This is a genomic window from Janthinobacterium sp. NKUCC06_STL (genome assembly GCF_019345455.1).
Lineage (GTDB): Bacteria > Pseudomonadota > Gammaproteobacteria > Burkholderiales > Burkholderiaceae_D > Janthinobacterium > Janthinobacterium rivuli.
Map to the genome: position 1 here is coordinate 1 of NZ_JAHKQY010000056.1, position 232 is coordinate 232.

A 232-nucleotide genomic window follows, 5' to 3' on the forward strand; every position below is an offset into this window, starting at 1 on the left:
GAGGCTTTTCACCCCCATTATCGCTACTCATGTCAGCATTCGCACTTCTGATACCTCCAGCATCCTTTACAAGACACCTTCGCAGGCTTACAGAACGCTCTCCTACCATATCCAATAAAGGATATCCGCAGCTTCGGTGACTGGCTTAGCCCCGTTACATCTTCCGCGCAGGACGACTCGATCAGTGAGCTATTACGCTTTCTTTAAATGATGGCTGCTTCTAAGCCAACAT

At 48.7% G+C, this 232-nt stretch carries 1 rRNA gene; it reads right to left on the reverse strand.

From position 1 onward, the window contains the following. A 23S ribosomal RNA gene (locus KO539_RS29975) occupies positions 1-232 on the reverse strand; the annotation flags it as partial.